Here is a 9519-nt window from a genome sequence, read left to right as displayed (position 1 = left end):
GCCCGTTTGGGTTTGATCTTCCTCGACGTCAAACGCGCCGCCGACAGCATCAGCAAGATCATCTAAGCCGCACAGGCCCCCTTGTGCGGGCTTGTCTCCGTCGCGCTTTGACAACACAAGCCCTCACGGTCGAGAGTTATTTGGCTTATTCCCTTGAAACGGTGCTTCACGTTACCGTTTCAAGCCCACGCCCTCGGAGCCTATGTTCAAGTCCGAGATTGACGTCACCCTTCGCCGAAGCTCGCGCTCAACTCGGCAGCGTCTGAACCCGTTCCTTACCTCTCTTTGAAAGAGCTTTGCCATGCGTGCAGACGTTCTGAATTCCATCCTCAGCGAACTCAACGGCTCGACCGCCGACATTGAAGCCTCCGCTGTTCTCTCCACCGACGGCTTGATGATGGCCTCCTTGCTGCCGGCCAGCATGGACGAAGACCGTGTGGGTGCCATGAGTGCTGCCATGCTTTCCTTGGGCGACCGCACGGCGCGTGAGCTGGCCCGGGGCGAGCTGGAGCAAGTGCTGATCAAAGGTCAGCGCGGCTACGTGCTGATGGTCCACGCCGGCCAAGACGCCGTGGTCACGGTGTTGCTCAAGGCCAACGCCCGTTTGGGTTTGATCTTCCTTGACGTCAAACGCGCGGCCGACAGCATCAACAAGATCATCTAAGCCGGCGTTCAGCGCTGGCGCTGCTTCATGGCCGGGGTAGTATCCACGGCCATGAAACCCTTGCAAACCGCTGTTGTTGCCACGGCCTTCGCCGCCGCCTTGGCGCTGCTCGCCGCTTGTGGCGGCAGCAACCCTCCTGCCCTAGGCCCCGTCACTGATCGTGCCAGTGCTGGGGCGCGCTGGGATGCCACGCCGCACCGCAACTACCAGTTCACGCTGCGCACGACTTGCTTTTGTCTTCCAGAGGAAGACATTGTGATGAAAGTGCGCAATGGTCTGTGGGCCTCCGCGACCTACACCCCCAGTGGTCAAGCCGTGCCTGCCACGCGCCTCGCCAGCTTGCCCACCACCGTGGATGCATTGCTGGCACGCATCGACCAAGCGAGCGCACGCCCCGCAGCGGTGTTGACCGTCACCTACAACCCCAACGTGGGCTACCCCCAGTCGATCTACATCGACTGGGTGCAGAACATGGTTGACGATGAGTTCACCTACACGGTGACCCACTTCACGCTGCTTTGAGGGTGATGAGACAGCGTTGGATCTTCGCCGTCTTACTGCCGCTGCTCGCGCTGGGCGTGCAAGGGCTGTTCTGGGATGCGATCCAGCCCTTCGCCTGGTTTTTGTTTTTCCCCGCAGTTTTTTTCAGCGCTTCCATCGGCGGACTCTGGGGCGGGTTACTCGCCACGGTGTTGTCTGTCGTTTTGGCCAAGTGGTTTTTCATTCCTGTGATCGGCTCTTTGGTGCCTGCGCAGCCGATGACATGGGTGTCGATGGCGATGTTTTTGGCCATGGGCGTGCTGTTCAGTGTGTTCCATCACCGCTTGCAACAGGCTCGGCTGGCGACTGAAAAAGCCCTGCGCGATGTCAGTGCCGCCAAGGAAGAGATCACCCAGCTTTACGAGAAAACGCGCGAGCTCGACGAGCTTAAAACGCAGTTTTTTGCCAATGTCAGCCATGAGCTGCGCACCCCGCTGACGCTGATCTTGGGGCCGAGCGAGCAGTTGTTGCGTCAACTGGGCCCCGACGATATGGGCCGCCGCGAGCTGGAAGTGATTGGACGCAATGCTCGGCTGCTCTATCGCCATGTCTCGGATTTGCTGGATGTCGCCAAGCTCGAAGCCGGGCGCATGGTGCTGCACTACAACGCCGCCGATTTGGCGTATTTGGTGCGTCTCACGGCCGCGCATTTCGAGGGCGTGGTGATGGAGCGGCGCATTGCGCTGCGCTTGCAGTTGCCGCCGACCTTGCCGGTTCAGGTGGACAGCGAAAAGATCCAGCACGTCTTGCTCAACTTGTTGTCCAACGCCTTCAAGTTCACCCCCGAAGGCGGTTTGATCACGGTCTTGGTGATGCGGGATGGCAGCGATCCCGCCCAAGCTGTCATCACGGTGCAAGACAACGGGCCAGGTGTACCCGAGGCCTTGCGTGAGGTGATCTTTGAGCCTTTTCATCAAGGTGAGGGCGGTTCGACCCGACGTTTTGGGGGGACCGGCTTGGGGTTGGCCATCGTGCGCGATGTGGTGCGCCTGCATGGCGGTACGGTCCAGGCTGAAGAAGCGCCGGGCGGTGGCGCGCTGTTCACCCTGCATTTGCCGGTGAACGCCCCGGTGGGCACGTTGATGGATGCAATGGCCGTGCCTTTGGATAGCCAACTCGACCGCCAAGCGATTGAGGAGTTGCATCCCAGACACGGCATCGCGCCCATCACGGCAGTGGCGGCTGCGGGTATCCCCGCGTCGTCTGAGTTGCCCTGTGTGCTGGTGGTTGAAGACAACCCGGACATGAACGACTACGTGGCCCAAGCGCTGGTGCGGCTCTACCGGGTCGAGACGGCTTTCGATGGTCGCCAAGGTTTGGACAAGGCGCTGAACTTGCGCCCTGACTTGATTTTGTCGGACGTGATGATGCCGGTGATGAGCGGCGAGGCCATGGTGGCAGCGATCCGCCAACATCCTGAGCTGATCGACGTCCCCATCGTGATGCTCACGGCCAAGGCCGACGATGCGCTGCGTTTGAAGCTGTTGCAGTCGGGGGTGCAGGACTACATCGCCAAACCCTTTTCGGTCGAGGAGCTGCAAGCGCGTGTGGCCGGCTTGGTGGCATCAAGGCGGCAGACGGTGACTGAACTGCGCCGCAGTGAACAGACCTACCGCACGCTGATCCAGAACATGCTGGGCGGTTATGCCCATTGCCGGATGGTCTACGTACACGGTGTGGCGGTGGATTACGTGTATCTCGAAGTCAACGCCGCCTTCAAGGCGATCACCGGCCTGACCGATGTGGTGGGTCGGCGTGTGAGTGAGGTGATCCCTGGCTACGTTCAAGCCAACCCGGAGTCGATGGCGGTGTTTGGTGGTGTGGCCCTGACGGGCCAGCCCCGTCGTTGGGAGCATCAGCTCGACGCTCTGGAGCGTTGGTACGACTTTTCGATCTATTGCCCGGCCCCGGGCGAGTTCATCGTGCTGAGCGAAGACATCAGTGAGCGCAAGCGCATGGAGGCCCAACTGGAGCTGCATCGTCATCAGCTCGAAGAGCGGGTGGTGCAGCGCACCCGCCAATTGGCCGAGGCCAAGGAAGCCGCCGAAGCAGCAACCCACGCCAAAAGCGCTTTCTTGGCCAACATGAGCCACGAGATTCGCACACCCATGAACGCCATCCTTGGCATCGCGCACCTGATGCGCCGCAGCGGCTTGACGGCCAAGCAAGCCCGGCAGCTCGACAAAATCGACACCGCTTCCAGCCACTTGCTGGGCGTGATCAACGACATCCTTGATTTCTCACGCATCGAAGCGGGCAAGTTGACGCTGGAAAAGACCGATTTTGTGCTGGGCGCTTTGCTCGACAACGTTGCGTCGATGATTCGGCCGCAGTTGCTCGGCAAGGGGCTGGCCCTCGACGTGGAGCGCGACGCAGTGTTTGTCGATGGCCAAGACGTGCCCAACGTGTTGATGGGTGACCCGGTGCGGCTGTCACAGGCGCTGCTGAACTATCTGGGCAATGCCATCAAGTTCACGGAGAACGGCCGCATTGTTTTGCGCGTGCTCGGGGATGAACAAGGCCTTGGCTCGGTGCGTTTGCGTTTTGAGGTGCGCGATACCGGCATTGGCATTGCGCCGGAACGTCTGACCCTGTTGTTCGAGGCCTTTGAGCAGGCGGACAGCTCCATCACTAGGCGCTACGGGGGGACGGGCTTGGGCTTGGCGATCACGCGGCGGCTGGCTCAGCTGATGGAGGGTGAGGCGGGGGCCAGCAGCACGCCGGGCCAAGGCAGTACGTTTTGGTTCACAGCCCGATTCGGTATCAGCCATCGCAGTGCCGATGAGTTGCGGCGCAATGCCATGTTTGCCGCAGAGCGCACGCTGGGCGGCCGCCACAGCGGTGCGCGCATCTTGTTGGCCGAGGACAACGCGATCAACCAAGAAGTGGCGGTCGAGTTGTTGCGCGCTGCCGGTTTGGACGTGGATGTGGCCAGTGATGGCCAAGAGGCCGTGCGTTGTGCCGGGCAAACCGCCTACGACTTGATCCTGATGGATATGCAGATGCCGGTGCTCGACGGGCTGGAAGCGACGCGGCGGATCCGGCTTTTGCCTGGACAAATGCGCCTGCCGATTCTGGCCATGACCGCCAATGCTTTTGAGGAAGACCGCCAGCGCTGCATGGATGCGGGCATGAATGACTTCATCGCCAAGCCCGTCAACCCCGAAAAACTCTATGCCACCTTGGCCAAGTGGTTGCCAGAAGGCGTGCCACAAGAGCCGGCAGCGACCACCACGCTCAGCAAGGTCATCAAGGTATTGCCCGATATTTCTGGCCTGGATACACGCGGTGCTGTGGCCCGTTTGGGGGGGCAGGTGGATACCTATGTGCGGCTGTTGGGCTTGTTTGCGCAGCAGCAGGGCGAAGCGGCGGAGTCGATTCGGCACCATTTGGCCGCCGGTGATTTGGACGGCGCGCGGCGTTTGGCGCATTCACTCAAAGGGGTGGCGGGGAACTTGGGGGTCGAAGCCGTCGCTGCCGATGCCGCCGCCTTGGAGGCCAGCTTGCGCACGCTCAACGAGGCGGATCCGCCTGAGCCGCATCTGCATGCGCTGGCCTTGAGCCTCACCCCACTGGTGGCGCAGATCAAACGGTGCCTACCGCCCGAGGGCGTCTTGGCTTCCTTGCCCGAGCCCAAGGAGGTGGTTGCCCACGTCATGGAGCCGCTGCATTTGCTCGAAGTGGGCGACTTCCAAGCCCATGAGTACTTTGAGCGCCACGCCATGGCCCTGACCACCTACTTGGGGGCTGATCATGCTGCCATGCAGCAACATCTACAGCGTTACCAGTACCCTCAGGCTATCGACGTGTTGAAGCGCCATCAAGATCCCCAGGAATCCACCCCATGAGCATCGACCATCCACCGCTAACCCTGGATACCTTGCTGATCGTGGACGACGATCCGGAGAACATCGCTGTCTTGGCCAGCTTGTTGCGGCCGTATTACCGCCTGCGGGTGGCCACCGAGGGGGTGGAAGCCTTGCGCATCGCTGCCAGTCAGCAACCCGATCTGATCTTGCTGGATGTGCTGATGCCCGATATGGATGGCTACGCGGTGCTGGCCCGTTTGCAGGCTGAGCCCAGCACCCAGGCCATTCCCGTCGTTTTCGTCACGGGGTTGGTCAACGCTGAGGATGAAGAGCGCGGCTTGGCGCTCGGCGCGGTGGACTACATCATCAAACCGTTTCGCCCGGCCATCGTCCGCGCCCGTATCCACACCCAACTTGAACTCAAGCATGCCCGGGATCGCTTGCAGCATCAGAACGAGCACCTTGAAGCCGAGGTGTCTCGGCGCTTGAAGGAAATTTTGGTGCTGCAAGACGTCAGCATCCTGGCGCTGGCCCATTTGGCCGAAACACGGCATCCCGAGACCGGCAATCACCTGCGCCGCACGCAAGGCTATGTGCGGCTGCTGGCGCGCCTTTTGTTGGACCATCCGCGCTACGGCACGCAGCTTGATGCACGCAGTGTCGAGCTGCTGGCTAAATCGGCACCCCTGCATGACATCGGCAAGGTGGGCATCCCCGATCACATCTTGCTCAAGCCGGGCAAGCTCAATGCTGAAGAGTGGGTGATCATGAAAACCCATGCTCGGCTGGGTTCTGAGGCGCTTGAGCATGCTGAGCGTGATGCCGAAGGGCCGGTCCCTTTTCTGGCCCATGCCAAGGACATCGCCCATTACCACCACGAAAAATGGGATGGCAGCGGCTATCCCGAGGGTTTGGCCGGCGAGGCGATTCCGCTCTCGGCCCGCTTGATGGCGTTGGCGGATGTGTTCGATGCCCTGATTTCCAAACGTGTTTACAAAGCCGCCATGAGCTATGACGAGGCGCGCAACCTCATCAAAGCCGACAGCGGGCTGCACTTCGATCCGGTCATCGTTGCGACCTTTCTCCAGGCTTTTGAGCAGTTTGTGGCCATCGCTGAACGGCATCGTGATCCGGATAAGTTATCCACAGGCTCCGACCAGCCTGTGTAAAAGTAGGCACCTTCTCCACATTAGCCTTGGATAACTCTGTGCATAAGCTTGGGATAGATGCTGCAAGCCCCTGTTTTTAAACAGCTTTTACTAGAGTGCTCACGAATGCAGCAGATCGCTCATTACCTGCCCACCATGAACATCAAGAAGCTTCTTCTCCCCCTTCTCTTGGCCAGTCTGGTCGCGGGCGCTGTCCTCTGGTCGTTGCGCTCGCCCGCCGGGGTGTCGCCGGCGGCTGCACCGGCTGTCAAACCGCCCCAAGGTGTGAGCATGGGCATGGCCCAGCAGCGGGATGTGCCGGTGGTGGTCGAGGCCATCGCGATGGTCGAGTCGCCGAACAGCGTCGATATCCGCCCGCAGACCACCGGGGTGGTGCAGCGTGTGGCCGTGCGCGATGGTCAAAGCGTGCGCAAGGGCGAGGTGCTCTTTGGGCTGGAAGATCGCACTGAGCGCGCCAATCTCGACAAGGCGCGTGCCCAGCTCGCGCGTGACCGTGCCAGCCTGCATGACCTAGAGCGCCAGCTCCAGCGCTCGCAAGACTTGTTGGCGCGCCAGTTCATCGCCCAAAGTGCCATGGACAGCGTTCAAACCCAAACTGAGTTGCAGCAAGCCGCAGTGCAGGGCAGTGAAGCGGCCGTGCGCGCCAGCGAGATCGCTTTGACGGATACCGTCTTGCGTGCCCCACTGAGCGGTCGCTTGGGCGCGCTGCATGTCACGGTGGGCAGCTTGGTGCAGCCGACCGGGGTGGTGATGGTCACCTTGAGCCAGATGGAGCCGGTCGCTTTGAGTCTGGCGGTGCCTGAGCGTTATCTGGCCGGTTTGCAAACCCTGTTGGCGGGCGCTCAGACCCCGAGCGTCAGCGTGGTGGGGCCAGTGCTGGCTTCTGGGATGCCCGCACCCGCTGGCCCGGTGACCTTCATCGACAACGCGGTGGATTCAGCCACCGGCACGGTGCGCATCAAGGCCACGGTGCCCAACCCAGGCCAAGCGATGCTGCCGGGTCAATCGGTGCCGGTGCGACTGAGCTTACGGGTGCTCAAAAACGCCGTGGTGATCGCGCAGGCCGCCATCATCCAGCGTGGCCAAGAACGGCAGGTTTATGTGATGGCCTTGGACGGCACAGCGCAGCTGCGCAGCATCAAGGTGCTTCAGCCGTTGGGCGACATGGTGGCCGTTGAAGGGGTTCAGGCGGGTGAGCGGGTGGTGGTCGAAGGCAAGCAGAACTTGCGCCCTGGCCAAGCGATCAAAGACTTGCCGGCTGCTCCGGGTGCTGCCGCTTCCGGAGCCTCACGATGAATTTCACCGAGCATTTCATCCGCCGTCCGGTGATGACGGTGTTGCTCAATCTGGCCATCGTGTTGGCCGGTTTGGTGGCACTGGGCAAGATCCCGGTCGCCGCTTTGCCCAGCTACAACACGCCGGTGATTCAAGTCAGCGCGGCGCTGCCTGGGGCCAGCCCGGACACCATGGCCAGCTCGGTGGCGTTGCCGCTGGAGAAGCAGTTTTCGACCATCCCGGGGCTGGCGACCATCAGCTCCACCAATACGCTGGGGCAGACCTCGGTGGTGTTGGAGTTTGAGTCGAGCCGCAACATCGATGCGGCGGCGGTGGACGTGCAAGCGGCGCTGTTTCGCGCTCAGCGCACGCTGCCGACCGAAATGACCACGCCGCCGTCCTATCGCAAGGTCAATCCGGCCGATGCGCCGGTGCTGATTTTGGCCTTGACCTCGCCCTCGATGGCCTTGTCGGAGCTGAACGAATTTGCTGAGAACCTGATCGCCCCGAGCCTTTCGACCATCGACGGCGTGGCGCAAGTGGCGATCTTTGGCCAAAAGCGCTACGCGGTGCGCATCAAGGTCCATCCCGATGCCTTGGCCGAGCGCAATCTGAGCTTGGACGAGTTGCGCGCCATCCTTGGCAGTGCCAACGCCAATACGCCGGTGGGTGTGCTCGAAGGCCCGCGTCAAACCTTGACCGTCCAAGCGAACCGCCCCTTGGCGAGCGCACGTGAGTTTGGCCAGTTGATCGTCGCCAGCCGCAACGGCGCGGTGGTGCGCCTGCGCGATGTGGCGGATGTGCAAGACAGCGTCGAAATCATCAAGAGCGCCTCGCGTTACAACGGCGAGCTTTCCATCAACTTGGCCGTGCTGCGCCAGCCCGACGCCAACACCGTGCAGGTGGTGGACCGGGTGCGGGCGCTGCTGCCGCGTTTTGCGGCACAGCTGCCGGGCTCGGTGGTGATCACGCCCTTCAACGACCGCTCCATCTCGATCCGCGACGCCTTGCACGACGTGAACCTCACGCTGGCGCTGACCATCGTGCTGGTGGTGCTGGTGATCTTTCTTTTCTTGCGCCGCATGGTGGCCACCTTGATCCCGGCGTTGTCGCTGCCGGTGTCGCTCATCGGCGCGCTGTCGCTGCTTTATCCCCTCGGCTACAGCTTGGACAACGTCTCGCTGCTGGGTCTGACCTTGGCGGTCGGGCTGGTGGTCGATGACGCCATCGTCATGCTGGAAAACATCGTGCGTCACGTCGAAGACGGCATGGCACCCTTTGAAGCTGCCATCAAAGGCGCGCGTGAGATGTCATTCACGATCTTGTCGATCTCGATCTCGCTGGTGGCGGTGCTGATCCCGATCTTCTTCATGCCGGGCGTGATCGGTTTGCTGTTCCATGAATTTGCGGTGGTGGTCGGCTTGTCCATTCTGGTCTCGGCCTTGGTGTCACTCACCTTGGTGCCGATGCTGGCCAGCCGTTTTCTCTCGGTGCATACCTCATCCACCCATGGTTCTTCGGCCTCGGAGGCCTCCGCGCTGGGCCGCTGGTTTGAGCGCGGTTTTGCCGCTTTGCTGCGCGGTTACGGCCGCACGTTGGACGTGGCCTTAGCGCATCGCCGCTGGGTGCTGGTGGGGGCGCTGGGTACGTTTGTACTCACGGTGGTGTTGTTCATCGAAAGCCCCAAAGGCTTCTTCCCCGAAGAGGACATGGGCCTGATCCAAGTCACCACCGAAGCGGCCGAGGACATCGCCTTTCCCGCCATGCAAGCCTTGCAGACGCGGGTAGCCGCCATCTTTGAACAAGACCCGGCCGTGCAGGCGGTGGGCTCGTTCATGGGTGGAGGGGGTCCGAGTTCTGCGACGCAAAACACAGGGCGGCTCTTTATCACCTTGAAACCTCGCAGTGAGCGGCCTTCGATGGCCAAAGTGACCGAGGGTTTGCGCAAGAAGTTCGCCGCCATTCCTGGCATCGCGGTCTACATGCGCCCGGTGCAGAACTTGCAGCTCGGTGGGCGCGCCAGCAAGAGCCGCTATCAGTACACCTTGCAAAGCGTGAGTGC

Annotated in this window: 6 protein-coding genes; all 6 read left to right on the top strand. The window is 61.7% G+C overall.

The window, feature by feature from the left end; all coding sequences use genetic code 11:
* Positions 1–301 precede the first annotated feature (301 nt).
* A complete protein-coding gene (locus AC3VI7_RS10910; protein ID WP_489667609.1) occupies positions 302–664 on the top strand; it encodes a roadblock/LC7 domain-containing protein in 363 nt (120 codons plus the stop codon).
* A 51-nt stretch (positions 665–715) separates the two neighbouring features.
* Positions 716–1186, top strand: coding sequence for a DUF6174 domain-containing protein (locus AC3VI7_RS10905; protein WP_489667608.1), 471 nt, complete (start codon positions 716–718; stop codon positions 1184–1186).
* 5 nt (positions 1187–1191) lie between these two features.
* Positions 1192–5052 carry an ATP-binding protein gene (locus AC3VI7_RS10900; RefSeq protein WP_489667607.1) on the top strand — a complete coding sequence of 1287 codons (3861 nt, stop codon included), beginning with the start codon at positions 1192–1194 and terminating at the stop codon, positions 5050–5052.
* Positions 5049–6182, top strand: coding sequence for a response regulator (locus tag AC3VI7_RS10895; RefSeq protein ID WP_489667606.1), 1134 nt, complete (start codon positions 5049–5051; stop codon positions 6180–6182). The genes AC3VI7_RS10900 and AC3VI7_RS10895 overlap by 4 nt, the downstream gene beginning before the upstream one ends.
* 135 nt (positions 6183–6317) lie before the next feature.
* Complete coding sequence (locus AC3VI7_RS10890) at positions 6318–7478, top strand: efflux RND transporter periplasmic adaptor subunit (RefSeq protein ID WP_489667605.1); 1161 nt, start codon at positions 6318–6320, stop codon at positions 7476–7478.
* Positions 7475–9519, top strand: a 2045-nt coding sequence (locus AC3VI7_RS10885; protein WP_489671518.1) for an efflux RND transporter permease subunit, incomplete at its 3' end; no start/stop codon positions are given. The genes AC3VI7_RS10890 and AC3VI7_RS10885, both read left to right, overlap by 4 nt.

The sequence above is a fragment of the Leptothrix toolikensis (SeqCode) genome, assembly GCF_057922285.1.
The sequence above is the reverse complement of the archived record's forward strand: the minus strand, read 5'-3'. Positions and strand labels throughout refer to the sequence as shown.

Coding starts and splice junctions, on each gene's coding strand:
- AC3VI7_RS10905 (WP_489667608.1), top strand. CDS start 716: ATGAAACCCTTGCAAACCGCTGTTGTTGCCACGGCCTTCGCCGCCGCC.
- AC3VI7_RS10900 (WP_489667607.1), top strand. CDS start 1,192: ATGAGACAGCGTTGGATCTTCGCCGTCTTACTGCCGCTGCTCGCGCTG.
- AC3VI7_RS10910 (WP_489667609.1), top strand. CDS start 302: ATGCGTGCAGACGTTCTGAATTCCATCCTCAGCGAACTCAACGGCTCG.
- AC3VI7_RS10895 (WP_489667606.1), top strand. CDS start 5,049: ATGAGCATCGACCATCCACCGCTAACCCTGGATACCTTGCTGATCGTG.
- AC3VI7_RS10890 (WP_489667605.1), top strand. CDS start 6,318: ATGAACATCAAGAAGCTTCTTCTCCCCCTTCTCTTGGCCAGTCTGGTC.